17 protein-coding genes are annotated in these 18354 nt (G+C 69.6%); 6 read left to right on the forward strand and 11 right to left on the reverse strand.

Annotation, left to right across the window (positions count from 1 at the left end; genetic code table 11):
* A partial coding sequence (locus tag ACKOQ4_RS12225; protein WP_526292158.1) for an aconitate hydratase occupies nt 1–1691 on the forward strand: 1691 nt, incomplete at its 5' end.
* Between the two features lie 39 nt (nt 1692–1730).
* Here the strand turns inward: ACKOQ4_RS12225 and ACKOQ4_RS12230 are convergent.
* From ACKOQ4_RS12230 to ACKOQ4_RS12275, 10 genes are all read right to left on the reverse strand, one after another.
* On the reverse strand, nt 1731–3359 hold the full coding sequence (locus ACKOQ4_RS12230) for an ABC-F family ATP-binding cassette domain-containing protein (RefSeq protein WP_526292160.1): 1629 nt from the start codon (nt 3357–3359) through the stop codon (nt 1731–1733).
* An 18-nt stretch (nt 3360–3377) separates the two neighbouring features.
* Nucleotides 3378–4196, reverse strand: coding sequence for an enoyl-CoA hydratase (locus ACKOQ4_RS12235; RefSeq protein ID WP_526292162.1), 819 nt, complete (start codon nt 4194–4196; stop codon nt 3378–3380).
* Nucleotides 4197–4222: 26 nt separating this feature from the next.
* On the reverse strand, nt 4223–4582 hold the full coding sequence (trxA, locus tag ACKOQ4_RS12240) for a thioredoxin (RefSeq protein WP_526292164.1): 360 nt from the start codon (nt 4580–4582) through the stop codon (nt 4223–4225).
* Between the two features lie 62 nt (nt 4583–4644).
* A complete protein-coding gene (locus ACKOQ4_RS12245; protein ID WP_526292166.1) occupies nt 4645–4992 on the reverse strand; it encodes a metal-sulfur cluster assembly factor in 348 nt (115 codons plus the stop codon).
* The gene (gene sufU, locus ACKOQ4_RS12250; protein ID WP_526292240.1) at nt 4989–5453 is read right to left on the reverse strand and encodes a Fe-S cluster assembly sulfur transfer protein SufU; all 465 of its coding nucleotides are present in this window, start codon (nt 5451–5453) and stop codon (nt 4989–4991) included. Before sufU ends, ACKOQ4_RS12245 begins: the two co-directional genes overlap by 4 nt.
* Nucleotides 5453–6688, reverse strand: a complete 1236-nt coding sequence (locus tag ACKOQ4_RS12255; protein WP_526292242.1) for a cysteine desulfurase — start codon at nt 6686–6688, stop codon at nt 5453–5455. Before ACKOQ4_RS12255 ends, sufU begins: the two co-directional genes overlap by 1 nt.
* Before the next feature lie 33 nt (nt 6689–6721).
* Entirely contained in the window at nt 6722–7492 is a 771-nt protein-coding gene (gene sufC / locus ACKOQ4_RS12260) for a Fe-S cluster assembly ATPase SufC (RefSeq protein WP_526292168.1), read from the reverse strand.
* A complete protein-coding gene (sufD, locus tag ACKOQ4_RS12265; protein WP_526292170.1) occupies nt 7489–8649 on the reverse strand; it encodes a Fe-S cluster assembly protein SufD in 1161 nt (386 codons plus the stop codon). Before sufD ends, sufC begins: the two co-directional genes overlap by 4 nt.
* Nucleotides 8649–11195: a Fe-S cluster assembly protein SufB gene (sufB, locus tag ACKOQ4_RS12270; protein WP_526292172.1), complete on the reverse strand. Its 2547-nt coding sequence runs from the start codon at nt 11193–11195 to the stop codon at nt 8649–8651. The genes sufD and sufB overlap by 1 nt, the downstream gene beginning before the upstream one ends.
* Nucleotides 11192–11923: a helix-turn-helix transcriptional regulator gene (locus ACKOQ4_RS12275; protein ID WP_526292174.1), complete on the reverse strand. Its 732-nt coding sequence runs from the start codon at nt 11921–11923 to the stop codon at nt 11192–11194. The genes sufB and ACKOQ4_RS12275 overlap by 4 nt, the downstream gene beginning before the upstream one ends.
* A 141-nt stretch (nt 11924–12064) precedes the next feature.
* Between ACKOQ4_RS12275 and mptB the strand changes: the two genes are divergently transcribed.
* Genes mptB through ACKOQ4_RS12295 form a run of 4 tightly spaced genes read left to right on the forward strand, consistent with a single transcriptional unit; the run spans nt 12065 to nt 16489 of the window.
* Nucleotides 12065–13789 carry a polyprenol phosphomannose-dependent alpha 1,6 mannosyltransferase MptB gene (gene mptB / locus ACKOQ4_RS12280; protein WP_526292176.1) on the forward strand — a complete coding sequence of 575 codons (1725 nt, stop codon included), beginning with the start codon at nt 12065–12067 and terminating at the stop codon, nt 13787–13789.
* Nucleotides 13780–14718, forward strand: a complete 939-nt coding sequence (locus tag ACKOQ4_RS12285; protein ID WP_526292244.1) for an ABC transporter ATP-binding protein — start codon at nt 13780–13782, stop codon at nt 14716–14718. The genes mptB and ACKOQ4_RS12285 overlap by 10 nt, the downstream gene beginning before the upstream one ends.
* On the forward strand, nt 14715–15491 hold the full coding sequence (locus ACKOQ4_RS12290; protein ID WP_526292178.1) for an ABC transporter permease: 777 nt from the start codon (nt 14715–14717) through the stop codon (nt 15489–15491). The genes ACKOQ4_RS12285 and ACKOQ4_RS12290 overlap by 4 nt, the downstream gene beginning before the upstream one ends.
* On the forward strand, nt 15491–16489 hold the full coding sequence (locus ACKOQ4_RS12295; protein ID WP_526292180.1) for a COX15/CtaA family protein: 999 nt from the start codon (nt 15491–15493) through the stop codon (nt 16487–16489). Before ACKOQ4_RS12290 ends, ACKOQ4_RS12295 begins: the two co-directional genes overlap by 1 nt.
* On the opposite strand, the gene ACKOQ4_RS12300 is transcribed toward ACKOQ4_RS12295, so the two are convergent.
* Nucleotides 16406–17344, reverse strand: coding sequence for an ATP-grasp domain-containing protein (locus ACKOQ4_RS12300; RefSeq protein WP_526292182.1), 939 nt, complete (start codon nt 17342–17344; stop codon nt 16406–16408). The genes ACKOQ4_RS12295 and ACKOQ4_RS12300 overlap by 84 nt on opposite strands.
* Nucleotides 17345–17362: 18 nt before the next feature.
* Here ACKOQ4_RS12300 and ACKOQ4_RS12305 point away from each other — a divergent pair, with 18 nt between their 5' ends.
* A complete protein-coding gene (locus tag ACKOQ4_RS12305) occupies nt 17363–18343 on the forward strand; it encodes a quinone oxidoreductase family protein (RefSeq protein ID WP_526292184.1) in 981 nt (326 codons plus the stop codon).
* Nucleotides 18344–18354 lie beyond the last annotated feature (11 nt).

Below are 18354 nucleotides of genomic sequence, written 5' to 3' on the forward strand. Positions count from 1 at the left end.
TGTCGGATGCGAAGACGGCCTTCCGCAAGGACATCCACAACTACGTCGAGGAGAACCTCCCGGCCCCGCACACCAAGCTCGACGAGGCCGACGAGGAATCCTTCCCGGCCAGCGACCCGGCGGCACTGTCCTTCGCCGACAACGGTGCGGTGGACATGCGCCCGTCGGCGGCCGGCGGCTCGCACGGCCGGCCCAGCAGGCCGGTCGAGGTGCGCTCGGCCGAGCGCGGCGAGTTCGTCCTCGACCACGGCGCCGTGGTGGTCGCCGGCATCACCTCGTGCACCAACACCTCCAACCCCTCGGTCATGCTCGGCGCTGCGCTGCTGGCGAAGAAGGCCGTCGAGAAGGGGCTGACCACCAAACCGTGGGTCAAGACCAACATGGCGCCCGGCTCGCAGGTGGTCACCGACTATTACGAGAAGGCCGGGCTGTGGCCGTATCTGGAGAAGCTCGGGTACTACCTGGGCGGCTACGGGTGCACGACCTGCATCGGCAACACCGGTCCGCTGCCCGACGAGATCTCCGCCGCGGTCAACGACAACGACCTCTCGGTGGTCGCGGTGCTCTCGGGCAACCGCAACTTCGAGGGCCGCATCTCCCCCGACGTCAAGATGAACTACCTGGCCTCACCGCCGCTGGTGATCGCCTACGGCATCGCCGGCACCATGGACTTCGACTTCGCCTCCGACCCGCTGGGCAAGGACGAGAACGGCAACGACGTCTTCCTCTCCGACATCTGGCCGTCGCAGAAGGAGATCGAGGAGACCATCGCCTCCTCGATCAACCGGGAGATGTTCGCCCAGAGCTATGCCGACGTGTTCAAGGGCGACGAGCATTGGCGCAACCTGCCCACCCCGTCGGGTAACACCTTCGCGTGGGACCCGAAGTCCACCTACGTGCGCAAGGCGCCCTACTTCGACGGCATGCCGGCCGAACCGCGGCCCGTCACCGACATCAAGGGCGCCAGAGTCCTTGCGCTGCTCGGCGATTCGGTCACCACCGACCACATCTCCCCGGCCGGCGCCATCAAGAAGGGCACCCCGGCCGCGCTCTACCTCGAGGCCAACGAGGTGCAGCCGGCCGACTTCAACTCGCTGGGCTCCCGGCGCGGCACCCACGAGGTGATGATCCGCGGCACCTTCGCCAACATCCGGCTGCGCAACCAGTTGCTCGACGACGTCTCCGGCGGCTACACCCGCGACTTCACCCTGCCCGGCGCCCCGCAGGCGTTCATCTACGACGCCGCGCAGAACTACGCCGCGGCCGGTGTCCCGCTGGTGGTCCTCGGCGGCAAGGAGTACGGCTCCGGATCGTCGCGCGACTGGGCGGCCAAGGGCACCCGGCTGCTGGGGGTCAAGGCGGTGATCACCGAGTCCTTCGAGCGCATCCACCGCTCGAATCTGATCGGCATGGGGGTGATCCCGCTGCAGTTCCCGGCCGGGGAGTCCGCGTCGTCGCTGAAGCTGGACGGCACCGAGGTCTTCGACATCACCGGGATCGAGGCGCTCAACACCGGCAAGACCCCGAAGACGGTGCGCGTGACGGCGACCAAGTCCGACGGGTCCACGGTGGAGTTCGACGCCGTCGTGCGCATCGACACCCCCGGCGAGGCGGACTACTACCGCAACGGCGGCATCCTGCAGTACGTGCTGCGCAACATGCTGCGGGCATCCCAGACTTCGGCGCGGTAATCGCCGCTCAGCGCAGAACAGCGCGCCGAAGCCGCCGGCTCAGGCCAGTTCGATGAGGCCCGCGTACTCGTCGGACCAGTGGTCCTCGGTGCCGTCGGGCAGCAGCACCACGCGCTGCGGGTCAAGCGCCTCGGCCGCCCCGGGGTCGTGCGTCACCAGCACCACCGCTCCGCGATAGCTGCGCAGCGCGTCGAGCACCTGCTCTCGCGAGGCCGGGTCGAGGTTGTTGGTCGGCTCGTCGAGCAGCAGCACGTTGGCCGTGGAGGCCACCAGTCCGGCCAGCGCCAGGCGGGTCTTCTCGCCCCCGGACAGCGTCCCGGCCGGCTGGTCGAGCTGGGGCCCGCTGAACATGAAGGCCCCGAGCAGGCCGCGCAGTTCCTGCTCCCCGGTGTCCGGAGCGGCGTGGCGGATGTTCTCCCACACCGTCGCATTGTTGTCCAGGGTGTCGTGCTCCTGGGCGAAGTAGCCGATCTTGCAGCCGTGCCCTGGTTCGAGCCGCCCGGCGTCGGGTTGCTCGGTCCCCGCCAGCAGCCTCAGCAGGGTGGTCTTCCCTGCGCCGTTGAGACCCAGGACCACCACCCGGGAGCCGCGGTCGATCGCGAGGTCCACTCCGGTGAACACCTCCAGCGAACCGTAGTTCTTGGTGAGACCCTTGGCCATCAGCGGGGTCTTCCCGCAGGGCGCCGGGTTCGGGAACCGGATGCGGGCCACCTTGTCGGCCACACGTTCGGCGTCCAGCGCCGCCATCATCTTCTCGGCCCGCCGGAGCATGTTCTGTGCGGCAACGGCTTTGGTCGCCTTGGCGCCCATTTTCGCGGCCTGGGTGCGCAACGCCGCGGCCTTGCGCTCGGCATTGGCCCGTTCCCGCCGGCGGCGCTGCTCGTCGGTGGCGCGGGCGTCGAGATACTTCTGCCAGCCCATGTTGTACACATCGACCTCGCCGCGGACCGCGTCGAGGAACCACACCCGGTTTACCACCTCGGCCAGCAGTTCGACGTTGTGGCTGATGATCACCAGCCCCCCGGTGTGGGCTTTGAGGAAGTCCCGCAGCCAGCCGATGGAGTCGGCGTCGAGGTGGTTGGTCGGCTCGTCGAGAAGCAGTGTGGTGGAACTGCCGGTGCCGGAGTCGCTGGCGGCGAACAGGATTCGCGCGAGTTCGACCCGGCGGCGCTGGCCCCCGGGCCGCGTGCGTAGCGGTTGGGTCAGTATCCGGTCCGGCAGCCCGAGGCTCGCGCATATCCGTCCCGCCTCGCTCTCGGCGGCGTAGCCGCCGAGAGCGGAGAACCGCTCCTCTAGTTGGCCGTAGCGGCGAACGGCCCTGTCGCGTTCGGTGTCGTCGACCACCTCGGCCATCAGCACCTGCTGCTTCTCCAGATCCGCCAGCAGGGTGTCCAGGCCCCGGGCGGAGAGCACCCGGTCTCGGGCCAGCACCTCCAGGTCGCCCTCCCGCGGGTCCTGCGGCAGATAGCCGATCGGACCGCTTCGCACCACGGTGCCGGCGTAGGGGTCCGCCTCCCCGGCGAGGATCCGCATGGTGGTGGTCGTGCCCGCGCCGTTCCGGCCGACCAGGCCGATGCGGTCACCGGGCTGGATCCGCAGCGCGGGCCCCTCGGCGAGCAGCAGCGTGCGCGCCCCGGCGCGGACCTCCAGGTCCGTTGCGGTGATCACGGCGCTCTCCTACCCGGTCTACTTCTCGTCGGTGAAGACCGCGGGCCTCTTCTCGGCGCGCGCGGCAACCGCTTCCTCGAAGTTCGCGGTGAGCAGGCGCACATAGAGCTGCCCGAGGCCCTCGGCCTGCATATGACCCTCCAGGGTACCGGCGTCCAATCCGGTCCACAGCGTGCGCTTGGTCAGTTCGGTGCCGGGCCGGGAGAAGGCGGCGATACGGGAGGCGATCTCGAAACAGGTCGCCAGCAGGTCCGCGGCCGGGACGCGGCGCGACACCAGGCCGATCCGCTCGGCCTCGAGGGCGTCGACGTCACGGCCGGTGAGCATGATCTCGAAGGCCCGCGAGCTGCCGATGGCCCGGGGCAGCAGATAGGACAGCCCGAGTTCGGAGGCGGTCAGGCCGTTGTTGATGCCGGCTGCCCGGAAATACGCGTCGTCGCTGGCCACCCTGATGTCGGCCGCCAGCGCCAGGCACAGCCCGCCGCCGATGGCCGCACCGTTGACCGCGGCGATGATCGGCTGATGCAGCCGGCGCATCGCCAGGATCACCTCGTCGAGGACCTCCATCGACCGCAGTGCGTAGGACGGCCTCGTCAGCCCCTGGACGTGCGGCACCGAGCCCGCCGACTTGTGGTCGGCGCCCGAGGAGAATCCCCGCCCGGCGCCGGTGAGCACGACGACACGCACGTCGTTGTCGTGGTTCAGCCGGGCCAGCGCCTCCTTGAGCGGGACCATGACGTCGAACGCCATGGAGTTCATCCGCTCCGGCCGGTTCAGGGTGACCAGGGCCACCCGGGGTTGCGGACGCTCGACGAGGACGTAACCGGACTCACTCACTGCTGCACGCTATCGCGCGCGGCGGTTCAGAGATCGGTGGTCTGCTCGGCCAGGGCGGCGTCGAGGTCGAAATCGCGGATCTGGCCGATGAGATCCTCCAGGGCCGCCGCCGGCAGCGCACCGGCCTGGCTGAACACCAGGTTGCCCTTCTTGAAGGCCATCAGAGTCGGGATGGCCCGGATCTCGGCGGCCGCGGCGAGCTGCTCCTCGGCCTCGGTGTCGACCTTGCCGAAGACGATGTCGGGGTGCTTGTCCGACGCCGCGGAGAACGTCGGCGCGAAGGCCCGGCACGGGCCGCACCAGGACGCCCAGAAGTCGACCAGCACGATGTCGTTGCCGTTCACGGTCTCGTTGAAGTCTGCTGCGGTCAGGTCACGGGTAGCCATGCCAGGGCCAACGCCCCGGCACCCGCGGATGTTCCCGCAACCGGAAACTCCGGTGGTCCGCCCTAGACCGTGAACCCGAGAGCCCGCAACTGCTCGCGGCCATCCTCGGTGATCTTGTCCGGTCCCCACGGCGGGTTCCACACCCAGTTGATCTTCACACCGTTGACCAGGCCGGCGCCGACTAGCGCGTTGAGCATCTGGTCCTCGATCACGTCGGTGAGCGGGCAGGCCGCCGACGTCAGCGTCATGTCCACGACGGCGACGGCGCCGTCCTGGTCCGGGACCTGCTCCACGTTGATGCCGTAGACCAGGCCCAGGTCGACGACGTTGATGCCGAGTTCGGGGTCGACCACGTCGCGCATGGCCTCCTCGAGGTCGGCCAGCAGCTCGTCGGGAACGGTGTCGGTCATCGCCTCTCCTTCACGTCGTTGCGGGCCTCGGCCAGAGCGGACTTGAACGCCAGCCAGCCCAGCAGGGCACACTTCACCCGCGCCGGATACCGAGACACCCCGGCGAAGGCGATGCCGTCGCCGAGAACGTCCTCGTCACCCTGGATCGTTCCCCGCGAGGTGATCATCTCGCTGAAGGCCTCGACCGTCTTCGTCGCGTCTCCGACGCTCTGGCCGATCACCTGATCGGCCAGCACCGAGGTGGCGGCCTGGCTGATCGAACAGCCCTGGCCGTCGTAGGACACGTCGGTCACCTGTTCGCCGTCGCCGGACAGCGCCACCCGCAGGGTCACCTCGTCGCCGCAGGTGGGGTTGACGTGGTAGACCTCGGCGTCGAAGGGCTCCCGCAGCCCACGGTGGTGTGGGTGCTTGTAGTGGTCCAGGATCACGTCCTGGTACATCTGTTCCAGCCTCATCGCGATCACCGGTCCCCGAAGAAGTCGACGGCCCGGCGCACCCCGGCGATGAGGCGGTCCACCTCCTCGAGGGTGTTGTAGACGGCGAAGGACGCCCGAACCGTGGCGGCGACACCGAATCGGCGGTGCAGGGGCGCCGCGCAGTGGTGCCCCACCCGGACCGCGACGCCGTCGTCGTCGAGCACCTGGCCGACGTCGTGGGCGTGCACGCCGTCGACGACGAAGGACACCGGCGATCGCCGGACTCCGGCATCGGACGGGCCGATGAACCGCACCTGCGGAACCTCGGCCAGTCCCTCCAGCGTGGCAGCCACCAGATGGTGCTCGTGGGCCTGGACCGCGGCCATGCCGATCCGGTCCAGATACCTTGCGGCAGCGGCTAATCCGACCACCTGCGAGATCATCTGGGTACCGGCTTCGAAGCGCTGCGGCGGCGAGCAGTAGGTGGCCGACTCCATCGTGACGGTCTCGATCATCGAGCCGCCGGTCAGAAACGGCGGCAGCGAACCGAGCAGTTCGGCGCGCCCGTACAGCGCCCCGATACCGGTGGGACCGAGCATCTTGTGCCCGGAGAAGGCCGCGAAGTCGACGTCCAGCAACGGCAGGTCGACCGGCTGGTGCGGCACCGACTGGCAGGCGTCCAGAACGGTCAGGGCGCCGACCGCCCTGGCGCGTGACACCAGCTCGGCGACCGGCGCGCCGGTACCGGTGACGTTCGAGTGATGGGTGAAGGCGACGACTTTGACGCGCTCGTCGAGCGACAGCGAGTCCAGGTCGAGGTGCCCGTCGCCGGTGACGCCGTACCAGCGCAGGGTGGCTCCGGTGCGGCGGGCGAGCTCCTGCCACGGGATGAGGTTGGCGTGGTGCTCGAGTTCGGTGGTGACGATCACATCACCCGGGCCGACCGCGCGCCCGAAACGGTTGTCGCCCAGCACGTAGGACACCAGATTGAGCGCCTCGGTGGCGTTCTTGGTGAACACCAGCTCTTCCGGGCGGGCGCCGACGAAGCCCGCGATGTCGGCGCGGCCGTGTTCGAAGGCGTCGGTGGCCTCCTCCATCAGCTGGTGCGCGCCCCGGTGCACCGCGCCGTTGGACGTCGTCACAAAGTCACGCTCGGCGTCGAGCACCGCCAACGGCTTCTGGGAGGTGGCGCCGGAATCCAGGTATGCCAGGCGTTGCCCGCCGCGCATGACCCGATTCAGGATCGGGAAATCCGCGCGGACCTTCTCCAGGTCGCGCAGGCCGAGATCCGCCGAGGCTGTCACCAGGTTCGCCTACGACCCCGCGGTGGCGCGCTGGGTGAACCGCACGTAGCCGTTCTCCTCCAGTTCGTCGGCCAGTTCCGGACCGCCCGACTCCACGATGCGGCCGTCGACGAACACGTGCACGAACTGCGGGTGGATGTAGCGCAGGATCCGGGTGTAGTGCGTGATGAGCAGCACCCCGGCATGCTCGGTCTCGGCGAACCGGTTGACGCCCTCGCTGACCACCCGCAGGGCGTCGACGTCCAGACCCGAGTCGGTCTCGTCGAGGATGGCGATCTTCGGCTTGAGCAGCCCGAGTTGCAGGATCTCGTGGCGCTTCTTCTCCCCGCCCGAGAAGCCCTCGTTGACGCTGCGCTCGGAGAACTGCGGGTCGATGTCGAGTTCGGCCATGGCGGCCTTGACCTCCTTGACCCACAACCGCAGCTTGGGCGCCTCCCCGCGCACCGCCGTCGCCGCGGTCCGCAGGAAGTTCGACATCGACACCCCCGGCACCTCGACCGGGTACTGCATCGCCAGGAACAGCCCGGCCCGGGCCCGCTCGTCGACGCTCATCTCCAGCACGTCCTGCCCGTCCAGGGTGATCGACCCGGCGGTCACGGCGTACTTGGGATGCCCGGCGATGGCGTAGGACAGCGTCGACTTGCCGGATCCGTTGGGGCCCATGACGGCGTGCGTCTCCCCCGACCTGACCGTGAGGTCGACGCCTTTGAGGATCTCCTTGGCGGTGCCGTCGGCGTTGGTGACCGAGACGTGCAGATCCTTGATTTCCAGGGTGCTCATGAGTGCGCTTTCGATTCGGTGATCTGGAGTTCGTGTTCGATGGCGTCGGTCAGCCGGTCGCGGACCGCCGGCAGGGCGATCTTGGAGATGATCTCGCCGAAGAAGCCGCGCACCACCAGCCGGCGGGCCTGCTCCTCGGGTATTCCCCTGGCCTGGAGGTAGAAAAGCTGTTCGTCGTCGAATCGGCCGGTCGCGCTGGCATGGCCGGCGCCGACGATCTCGCCGGTCTCGATCTCCAGGTTGGGCACCGAATCCGCCCGCGCCCCGTCGGTGAGCACCAGGTTGCGGTTCACCTCGAAGGTGTCGGTGCCGGTGGCCTCGGCGCGGATCAGGACGTCGCCGATCCACACGGTGTGGGCGTCGGGCTTCCTGGCGGCCGGATCGCCCTGCAACGCGCCCTTGTAGAGGACGTTCGAGCGGCAGTTGGGCCGGGCATGGTCGACCAGCAGCCGGGACTCCAGATGCTGACCGGTGTCGGCGAAGTACAGGCCGAGCAGTTCGGCGTCGCCGCCGGGCGCATCGAAGCGCACCGTGCCCGACATCCGCACGACGTCGCCGCCCAGCATCACCGCGACGTGGCGCAGCACCGCGTCCTTGCCGAGCCGGGCGTGCTGGGCGCTGACGTGCACGACGTCCTCGGCCCAGTCGGCGATCCACACCACCGTCAGCCGGGCGGCGTCTGCGACGACGAATTCGACGTTGTCGGCGTAGGTGCCGCTGCCGCGCAGGTCGACGACGACGGTGGCCTCGGCCAGTTCCTCGACCCGCACCTGCAGGTGTCCGTATCCGGTCTTGCCGGCGCCGGGACCGGTGACGGTGATGTCCACCGGCATCTGGGTGTGTGCGCCCCGGCCGACGGTGACGATGGTGGCGGTCTGGAACGACGAGAATGCCTGCGCGGCAACCCGATCCGCGGGGACACCGCCCTGCCCGAGGCGTTCGTCTCCGCGCTGGACGGTCTCGACGGTGACACCGGTCTGGTCGGCGACGGTGATCGTGGGATTCCCCGTCGGAGCGGCGGTGCCGTCGTGCAGGCCGCGCAGCCGCTTGAGCGGGGTGAACCGCCACAGTTCGTCGCGACCGCCCGGCACCTCGAAGGCGTCGACGTCGAAGGAGGCGAACTGCTCGCCCTTGTTGACTGCCAGTGTTGACGTCATCAGCCGACGGCGCCTTCCATCTGCAATTCGATCAGCCGGTTGAGTTCCAGGGCGTACTCCATCGGCAGTTCCTTGGCGATCGGCTCGACGAACCCGCGCACCACCATGGCCATCGCCTCGTCCTCGGTCAGCCCGCGGCTCATCAGATAGAACAATTGGTCCTCGCTGACTTTGGAGACGGTGGCCTCGTGCCCCATCGTCACGTCGTCCTCGCGGATGTCGACGTAGGGGTAGGTGTCGCTGCGGCTGATGGTGTCGACCAGCAGGGCGTCGCATTTCACGCTGGAGCGCGACCCGTGGGCGCCCTTGTTGACCTGCACCAGTCCGCGGTAGGAGGCGCGGCCGCCGCCGCGGGCCACCGACTTGGACACGATGTTGCTGGATGTGTTCGGAGCCAGGTGCAGCATCTTGGCGCCGGTGTCCTGGTGCTGCCCCTCGCCGGCGAACGCGATCGAGAGCACCTCGCCCTTGGCGTGCTCACCGGTCATCCACACCGCCGGGTACTTCATGGTGACCTTCGAGCCGATGTTGCCGTCGATCCACTCCATGGTCGCCCCGGCTTCGGCGCGCGCCCGCTTGGTGACCAGGTTGTAGACGTTGTTCGACCAGTTCTGGATCGTCGTATACCGCACGCGGGCATGGGGTTTGACGATGATCTCCACCACCGCCGAATGCAGTGAATCGCTCTTGTAGATGGGCGCCGTGCAGCCCTCCACGTAGTGCACGTAGGAGCCCTCGTCGGCGATGATCAGCGTGCGTTCGAACTGGCCCATGTTCTCGGTGTTGATCCGGAAGTAGGCCTGCAGGGGGATGTCGACCCGCACGCCCGGCGGGACGTAGATGAAGGACCCGCCGCTCCACACCGCGGTGTTGAGAGCGGAGAACTTGTTGTCGCCGGCCGGGATCACGGTGCCGAAGTTCTGCTTGAAGATCTCCGGGTGTTCCTTCAGGCCGGTGTCGGTGTCGAGGAAGATCACCCCCTGCGCCTCGAGGTCTTCGCGGATCTGGTGGTAGACCACCTCGGAGTTGTGCACCACCAGTCCCTCGGCGAGGAAGTTGTGCGGGCCGTCGACCTCGATGTCGAAGACGGGTTCGACCTCGTGGGGTTCGACCGACTTCACCCGCTCGAAGCCGAGCCACTCATTGGTGTGCGCGGCGTTCGACGTGTGGACGCAGGCGCGGCGGCCCAACCGGCCGGTGCGCTCGGGGTTGCGGCACCCGAGCCGTTCGAAGTCACCGGAAATGCCCACGCGCCAGGCGGTCTGGACGCGCTCGGGTGCGTGACGGTGGGGCCGGGTGGACGACCACGGCCCGGCTGCCCGCAGCCCGCAGAGTTCGGCGAGCTCGCGGGCCTGCCCGATGAGCGGTTCGTCAGCGGACGTCAGCATGATCGAGCCGCTGCGCTCGGGCCGCACGTAACCGTCGGCGTCGACCCAGCCACCCAGGAACGCCAGACGCTGGTCGACCGGCAGGGAGTACACCCAGTCCGGAACCCGCTTGGTCGGCGACACTCCGGCAAAGCCGAGTTCGGTGATCCACTCCGTCAGCGCTCTGGAGTTGACCACCACTCGGCCTTCGTCGGCTTCGATGCAGCGCAGGCCGAACAGTTCCCCGACGACCCCGCTCAGCACGGCGCGCAATTCGGCGTCGCTCGCGGGGATGGCGAACTGGACCCGGCAGGCCTTGGTGGACCGATGCAGACTCCCGTCGCCGACGAACAGCCCCAGCAGCCACATCAGATCGACACAGCTGGTGGCCGGGGTCCGCAGTCCGGGCACCGCCGGCAGCCGGGCGGGCGCACCGAATTCGGGCATCCGCCGCGGCACGGCGATGAAGTCCCCGGGACGGATCTCGCCGACGGTCACCCATCGCCGGGCGTAGCGGGCCCGCTGCCGGCCGGGCTTGCGCTCGTCGCGCAGCACCAGCATGGGGTGGTTGTCGGTGGCCCGGACGCTGCGGCGCATGGTGGTGACGGTGTGCGTCTGCCTGGTGTCGGTCTGCGCGGCCGACTTGACCGGGGCCACCACGAAGCACTCGCGATCCTCGTCGTAGGCGAAGACCCTGTCCCCGGGAACTATCTCCTTGATGGGAATCTGTCCGCGATCGGCGGTCCACACCCGGGTGTCCCCGGCCAGGCATTCGTACTGAGCGGCCACGCCGGCCACCAGACGCTGCTTCTCGGCTTCCGGAATGCCAAGGCGGTCATAGGTTTTCTTGATGTCCTCGGGCAGTTCCTCCCACGAGGTCGCCTGCTTCTCGGTGGAGCGCACGAAGTACTTGATGTTGTCGAAGTCGATACCCTCGAGGTCCGAACCCCAGTTGGGCATCGGCTTCTTCTCGAAGGTGCGCAACGCTTTGAGACGGATGTCGAGCATCCACTCGGGCTCGTTCTTCTTCGCCGAGATGTCACGGACCACCGCCTCGGACAGTCCGCGCTGGGCACTGGCGCCGGCCACGTCGGCGTCCGCCCAGCCGTAGCCGTAGCGGCCCAGGGAGGCGATGGTCTCCTCCTGGCTGAGTGGCTGGACCTCCGGGGACGTCGTCATGACGACACTCCTTGCTTGTCGGGTGTTGCCGGGTCGGCACTCGGGCTGAGCGGGACGTGGGTGGTGCAGGCGCAGTCACCATTGACGATCGAGGCCAGCCGCTGCACATGGGTTCCGAGCACCTCGGAGATGGCCTGCTTCTCGGCCTCGCAGAGTTCCGGGAATTCCCGGGCCACGTGGGACACCGGACAGTGATGCTGGCAGATCTCGATGCCCTGGATCGGCCCGCCCACCCGCGTCGCGGTGGTGGCGTAGCCGGCCCGGGTCAGGGCGTCGGCGACCCGCCCGGCGGCGTCTTCGAGGTCGGTTTCGACGCCGGCGCCCGCAGGCGCCACCCCGTCGAGGATGGCGTCGATGCGGCGCCGCGCGAAGGCCTGCACGGCTTGGTCGCCACCGATCTCGCGAAGCTGGCGCATGGCCGCAGAGGCCAGATCGTCGTAGGCGTGTTCGAGTTTTGCCCGGCCGGCGGCGGTGAGCCGGTAGCGCTTGGCCGGCCGGCCCCGGCCGGAGTGCTGCCAGGCCGCGGCCGGCAGCGACTCGGCGTCACCGCCGTCGACCAGGACGTCGAGGTGACGGCGCACGCCCGCGGCGGAGATCCCCAGCTCGCGCCCGATCTGGGCGGCGGTGATCGACCCCGACTCCAGCAGCAGGCGCACGATCTCCCGCCGCGTCTGGCCGTCCTGCACCGACACCCGGTGAACGGGCGACTCGTCGGGCAGGATTTTCACAACAACAGTGTGTCGCAATTGGTAGGCCCGGTCTAGTTAGTGCAGCCTCACTTGCTCCGTCGCCCGGCGCCCGCCTCGGGCCGAACGGCCCTGGCCGGCAGAGCCGATAGAGCACTTCGGCAGAGCCGATAGAGTACAAAAGTGGCTGGCCGCCGGCGTTCCCTGTACTCCACCATCGCCAGCCTGCACGGCGACGAGCGGATCAGTGCCGCGCCGCTCAACGAGGCCGAACTGCGGGCGATGCACCGCACCCGGCTGTTCGGGGCGACCGGCACGGTGCTGATGGGCATCGGGGCGTTGGGTGCCGGCGCCCGCCCGGTGGTCCAGGACCCGACCTTCGGGGTGCGACTGCTCAACCTGCCGTCCCGGATCCAGACCGTCTCACTGACCATGACCACCACCGGCGCGGTGATGATGGCGCTGGCCTGGCTGATGCTCGGGCGCTTCGCGCTCGGGCCGCGGCGCATGTCGCGCAGCCAGCTCGACCGCACGCTGCTGGTCTGGATGGTGCCGCTGCTGATCGCGCCGCCGATGTACAGCAAGGACGTCTACTCCTACATCGCGCAGAGCCAGATCGCCCGGATCGGGTTGGACCCCTACAAAGTGGGTCCGGCACCGGGGCTGGGCCTCGACCATGTCTTCACCCTCTCGGTGCCCAGCCTCTGGCGGGAGACGCCGGCGCCGTACGGACCGCTGTTCCTATGGATCGGCCGCGGCATCTCCAGACTCACCGGGGAGAACGTCGTCGGTGCGGTGCTCTGCCACCGGCTGGTCGTGCTGATCGGCGTCGGCCTGATCGTCTGGGCCACACCACGACTGGCCCAGCGCTGCGGCGTGGCCGAGGTCACCGCGCTCTGGCTCGGGGCCGCCAACCCGCTGCTGCTGATGCACCTGGTGGCAGGGATCCACAACGAGGCACTGATGCTCGGGCTGATGCTCACCGGCACCGAGGTCGCGCTGCGCGGAATCAGCTCTGCCGCCCCCCTGCTGCCACGGCCGGCGCACTGGCCGCACTCCCGGGCGGACTGGTCGCGGTGGGCCCCGCTGGGCCTGCTGCTGGCCGGCACGGTGCTGATCACGATGTCCTCACAGGTGAAACTGCCCGGTCTGCTCGCGCTGGGTTTCACCGCGATGGCGCTGGGGCACCGGTGGGGCGGGAACGTCAAGGCCTTCCTGTCGGCGGGCGCGCTGATGGGTTCGGTCTCGCTGGCGGTGATGGCCGTCATCGGGTGGGCCAGCGGCCTGGGCTTCGGGTGGCTGTACACCCTGGGCACCGCCAACGTGGTGCGCAGCTGGATGTCGCCGCCGACCCTGCTGGCGCTGGCCACCGGCCAGGTCGGCATCCTGCTGGGCCTGGGCGACCACACCACCTCGGTGCTGTCGCTGACCCGCGCCATGGGCGTGCTGATCATCGCGGTTGTTGTCAGCTGGCTGCTGCTGGCGGTGTTGCGCGGCCGGCTGCTGCCGGTCGGCGGACTCGGCGTGGCCCTCGGTGCGACCGTGCTGCTGTTCCCGGTGGTGCAGCCCTGGTATCTGCTCTGGGCGATCATCCCGCTGGCGGCCTGGGCGACCCGGCCCGGATTCCGGATCGCCACCATCGCCGTCACGCTCATCGTCGGCATCTTCGGCCCGACCGCCAACGGCGACCGCTTCGCGCTGTTCCAGATCCTGGACGCCACCCTGGCCAGCGCGGTGATCGTCGCGCTGCTGATCTGGCTGACCCGCAACCGGCTGCCGTGGCGCTACGTCCCGGGCACCGACGAGCGCTACAGCGGCGAGGACCTCCAGACCGGCCCACGCGCCGGCGCCTCGGCCCAGCCTCTGACGCCCACCCCCCGCCCCGACGCCTACGCTGAATACCCGTGAGTTCTGGCTCCCCCGCCCCGGTGCGACTGCGCGGGGTGACCAAGCGCTACGGATCCACTCTGGCTGTGTCCGGTCTGGACCTCGACGTCCGCCGCGCCGAAGTGCTCGCCCTGCTCGGGCCGAACGGAGCCGGGAAGACCACCACGATCGAGATGTGCGAGGGCTTCGCCCGGCCGGACTCCGGGACCATCGAGGTGCTCGGGCTCGACCCGGTCGCCGACAACGCCAGGGTGCGGGAGCGGATCGGCGTCATGCTGCAGGGCGGCGGCGGCTACCCGGCCGCCCGCGCGGGCGAGATGCTCAACCTGGTCGCCGCCTACGCCGCGCGCCCGCTGGACCCGGACTGGCTGCTGGACACCCTGGGCCTCACCGACGCCGCGCGAACCACCTACCGGCGGCTGTCCGGCGGTCAGCAGCAGCGCCTGGCCCTGGCCTGCGCGATCGTGGGACGGCCGGAACTGGTCTTCCTCGACGAACCGACCGCCGGCATGGACGCACACGCCCGGCTGGTGGTGTGGGAACTCATCGCCGCGCTGCGCCGCGACGGCGTGACGGTGGTGCTGACCACCCACCAGCTCAAGGAGGCCGAGGAACTGGCCGACCACATCGTGATCATCGACAACGGGGCGACGGTCGCCGCGGGCACGCCCGCGGAGCTGATGCGCAGCGGCGCCGAGGATCAGCTGCGCTTCACCGCGCCGCGCAAGCTGGACCTCTCGCTGCTCGTCTCGGCCCTGCCGGAGGGCTACCGGGCCACCGAGGCCTCGCCCGGGGAGTATCTGGTCGAGGGCAAGATCGACCCGCAGGTGCTGGCGACGGTGACCGCCTGGTGCGCCCGGCTGAACATCCTGACCACCGACATGCGCGTGGAACAGCGCAGCCTCGAGGACGTTTTCCTCGACCTGACCGGGAAGGAACTGCGGTCGTGACGGCGGAGCTCTTCCCAGCCGGGACCTTCACCCCGGACCCGCGCCCAAGCAGCGTCACCAGCATGCTGGCCGCGCAGTACGCGTTGGAACTCAAGCTGCTGCTGCGCAACGGAGAGCAGCTGCTGCTGACGATGTTCATCCCGATCACCCTGCTGATCGGACTCACCGTGCTGCCACTGGGCGCGTTCGGCGAGCACCGGGTGGCGGTTTTCGTGCCTGCCATCATGGCATTGGCGGTGATCTCGACGGCATTCACCGGCCAGGCCATCGCGGTGGCTTTCGACCGCCGCTACGGTGCGCTGAAAAGACTTGGCGCGACACCACTTCCGGTATGGGGCATCGTCGCCGGCAAGGTCCTGGCGGTCGTGACGGTGGTGTTCCTGCAGGCGCTTCTGCTCGGCGGTATCGGCCTGGCGCTGGGCTGGCGGCCGCAGCCGGCCGGTCTGCTGCTCGGCGCGGCGGTCATCGCGCTGGGCACCGCCGCCTTCACGGCGATGGGCCTGCTGCTGGGCGGCACGCTGCGCGCCGAGATCGTCCTGGCGCTGGCCAACCTGCTGTGGTTCGTCTCCGCCGGATTCGGCGCGCTCACCCTGGAGACCGGCGCCATCCCCCGCGCGCTGTCCTGGGCGGCGCGACTGACCCCGGCCGGAGCGCTGACCGAGGCGCTCTCGCAGGCGACCGCGGTGTCGGTGGACTGGTTCGGCATCGCGGTGCTGACGATCTGGGGGGCGGTCGCGGCGGCCGCCGCCTTGCGCTGGTTCAGGTTCACCTGATGGATACGATTCCGCGCGTGGGCGTCATCCGGCGGCTGGTGGACCGGCTTCCGCTGCCCAGCCTGCGCACCCAGCGCGTCATCGCGGCGGCTGTGCTGCTCAGCCAGGCCCTGATCTCGGTCACCGGCTCGATCGTTCGGGTCACCGCCTCCGGCCTGGGCTGCCCCACCTGGCCGGAGTGCTTCCCGGGCAGTTTCACCCCGGTTCCCCACGCCGAGGTCCCCGTCATCCACCAGGCCGTCGAGTTCGGCAACCGGCTGATCACCTTCGCGGTGGTCATCACGGCGATGCTCGCGGTGCTGGCGGTGACCCGCGCCCGGCGGCGCCGGGAAATACTCGTCTACGCCTGGCTGATGCCGGCCTCCACCGTGCTGCAGGCCGTCATCGGCGGAATCACGGTCCGTACCGGCCTGCTGTGGTGGACGGTGGCGATCCACCTGCTGGTGTCGATGGCGATGGTGTGGCTGGCGACCCTGCTCTACGTCAAGATCGGCGAACCCGACGACGGCATCCCCGTGCAGCGGGTACCGAAGCCGTTGCGGCAGTTGACCGTTCTGGTCGGCATCGCGCTGGCCGCGACTCTGGTGGCGGGCACTCTGGTGACCGGCGCCGGCCCGCACGCCGGGGACAAGAGTCCGCAGCGCACCGTGCCGCGCCTGGAGGTGGAGGTCGTCACCCTGACCCATGCCCACGCCTCGCTGCTGGTCGCCTACCTCAGCCTGCTGGTCGGACTGGCGGCCGGGCTGCTGGCGGTTCGCGCGCCTGTGCCGGTGCGACACCGGTTGCAGATGCTGCTGGTTCTGGTCGCCGCCCAGGCGCTGGTCGGGGTCGTGCAGTACCACACCGGGGTGCCTGCGGTCCTGGTGGCGCTGCACGTCGCCGGGGCTGCGGCCTGCACCGCGGGGACCGCCGCGCTATGGGCCTCGATGCGACAGCGGGCCGAGCCCGAGTCGCTCGCACGCGGACTCGACCTGCAGCGCGAAGCTGCGCTGCCGTAGCTCGCGGGTGGGCTCGTCGAGCTGCCGCCACCCAAGCGAGGGTTCGATCAGCTCCAGCTCGAGCAGGACCGCGTCATCGACACCGCCGATGAGATCGACGCGGGCATAGAGGAACTCGGTGCGCGCGATGCCCAGATGCGACGCGGCAGCGTCCAGCACCGCATGGCCGGTGTCCCACATCTCGAAGTCCGGATCGGCCGGGCTGAGGGTCTCCGACGCGAAGGTCCCGGACGGGTCCAGCTTCGGGTCGGCGCCCGCCGGGGCAAGCATCGGCCCCTTGATGAAGGCGTGCGACTGCTCACCGCCGAGGAATACCAGCGCGGTCTCGCCGCGCTCGACCCGGGCGTCGTAGGGCTGCACCAGCACGCTGCGTCCGGCGGCCAGCAGCGCCTCCGCGTGCTTGGCGGCGCCGGCGGGACCGGCGAACCGGTAGGTGTCGATCGACCCCGCGCCAACCGCGGGTTTGACCACCACCTCGCCGCGCGGCAGTGAGACCGTCCCGCCGGGTTCGACGAACGTCGAGGGCACCGTCGGGATCCCGGCGGCTGCGAGGTCCTCCAGGTAGTGCTTGTCGCTGTTCCACGCCACCACCGGCGGCGCGTTGAGCAGGTTGCGCACCCGTGCGGTCCAGGCCAGGAACTCCTCACGCCGCTCGGCGTAGTCCCACGCCGCCCGCAGGATGACCAGGTCGGCGTCCTCGGTGCGCGGGTCGTCCCAGGCCATCCACCGGGCATGCAGGCCTCGTTTGCGCAACGCACCGACCAGGCCGGCGTCGTCTCCGTCGCCGTCGGGCAACTGCCGGCAGCCGGCCAGCACGATACGCGGATGGAAGATATTCGGCCGGGCCAGCTTCACCGGGACGATGATAGTGACATGCACGCGGTCGAAGTCGCCCAGACGGGCGGTCCGGAAGTTCTCCAGTACGTCGACAAGCCGTTGCCGAAGCCGGGGACCGGCGAGGTGCTCATCGCCGCCGACGCGATCGGTGTCAACTACATCGACACCTACTTCCGCTCCGGCCTGTATCCGCGCGAACTGCCGTTCGTGGTCGGCACCGAGGTATGCGGCACGGTGTCGGCGGTCGGCGAGGACGTGGCCGCGATCGCCGTCGGCGACCGCGTGGTCACCGCCAACGCCGTCGGTGCCTACGCCGAATACTGCTGCGCACCAGCAGATTTCGTAGCCTACGTGCCGGACTCGGTGCAGTCCGACCACATCGCCTCGGCTCTTCTGAAGGGTATGACGGCGCACTATCTGATCAAGTCGGTCTACCAGGTGCAGCCCCGCGATTTCGTCCTGGTGCACGCCGGAGCGGGCGGCGTCGGCCTGATCCTCACCCAGTGGGCAACCAGCCTGGGCGCACGGGTGATCACCACGGCGTCCACGCCGGAGAAGGCCGGACTGTCCCGCCAGGCCGGTGCCGTCGAGGTGCTGGACTACCCCGACCCGGATGCCCCCGCCCGGTTCGCCGCCCGGGTGCGCGATCTGACCGACGGCCGCGGGGTGGCCGCGGTCTATGACGGGGTGGGAGCCTCGACGTTCGACGCGAGCCTGGCCAGCCTGGCCGTCCGCGGCACGCTGGCGCTGTTCGGCGCCTCAAGCGGGCCGGTGCCGCCGGTGGACCCGCAACGGCTCAACTCGGCCGGATCGGTGTACCTCACCCGCCCGAATCTGGCCCACTTCATCCGCACGCCCGACGAATTCGCCTGGCGCGCCGGCGAGCTGATCGACGCCGTCGCCGACGGATCGATCGTCATCACCGTCGGGGGTCACTACCCGCTGGCCGACGCCCGGCGCGCGCACGAGGATCTGCAGGCCCGCCGGACCACGGGTTCGATCGTTCTGCTTCCCTGAGAGATGTTCAG

This window comes from Mycobacterium sp. (genome assembly GCF_046095365.1).
GTDB lineage: Bacteria > Actinomycetota > Actinomycetes > Mycobacteriales > Mycobacteriaceae > Mycobacterium.